The organism is Mycobacterium sp. (genome assembly GCF_008709575.1).
Classification (GTDB): Bacteria; Actinomycetota; Actinomycetes; order Mycobacteriales; family Mycobacteriaceae; genus Mycobacterium.
Genome location: NZ_VYIK01000330.1, coordinates 1 through 709, shown reverse-complemented (window position 1 = coordinate 709; position 709 = coordinate 1). Strand labels below are relative to the sequence as shown.

The window sequence follows — 709 nt, the reverse complement described above, 5'->3', positions numbered from 1 at the left end:
CGACCGCGGCGTGTCTGCACTGGGGAGCGATGTGGGGTCCCGCGTCCCGTGCCGACTACGTCGACCCGCTCGGGCTGCTGAGGTCGACCCCGGTGCGGCTCAAGCCGCTGGACAGCGGGCGGATGGATTAGGCCGGCCTTGGTGGCACGTCGCGAGCCCATCCCCAAAACCAATGTTGAGCGATGCGCGTGGCGACTGGACCGGGCCGAAGGTCGAGCGAACACACCGTGTCCGTCGGTTCTAGCGGCTTGAACCTCCGGGGGCGTTCGGTGTGATTGTGATGCCTGGCTGGCCAACGAGTCGGTAAGACAGGCGCTGCGACTCAGCGCCGTCGACGCTGATTACGAACGAGTACTGCCCGAGCTTCTCCAGCGGCAGGGCTGGCACATTAACCGCCAACGCAACTGTCTGACTTTCGCCGACTTCAAGTTGAGGCGGGCGGCCAACATTAAAGCGGATCTCGGCGCTGAACGGCTGGCGATCAGTTGGGCTCGCCTGCACTTCGACTGGATGACCGTCCGCGTCCTCCAGAGTGATGCGAACGCTGTGTTCCCTGATTCGTCTGTGTCCACGGGACTTCAACAATCATTCCCACCGCGAGAGACACGGGCCAGGGCCCCGGTTGGCCAGCCGGAATGAATACACGATCGATGCCTCCGCCCGAGAGGTAGAGCAAGTTGTTCTGCGCTTCCGCGTGGTTGCACAGCAG

1 pseudogene is annotated in these 709 nt (G+C 63.8%); it reads left to right on the top strand.

Annotated elements, in window-relative coordinates:
- Positions 1 to 131 (top strand): annotated as a pseudogene (locus tag F6Q13_RS18760) (M23 family peptidase); the annotation flags it as partial.
- Between the last annotated feature and the right edge of the window lie 578 nt (positions 132 to 709).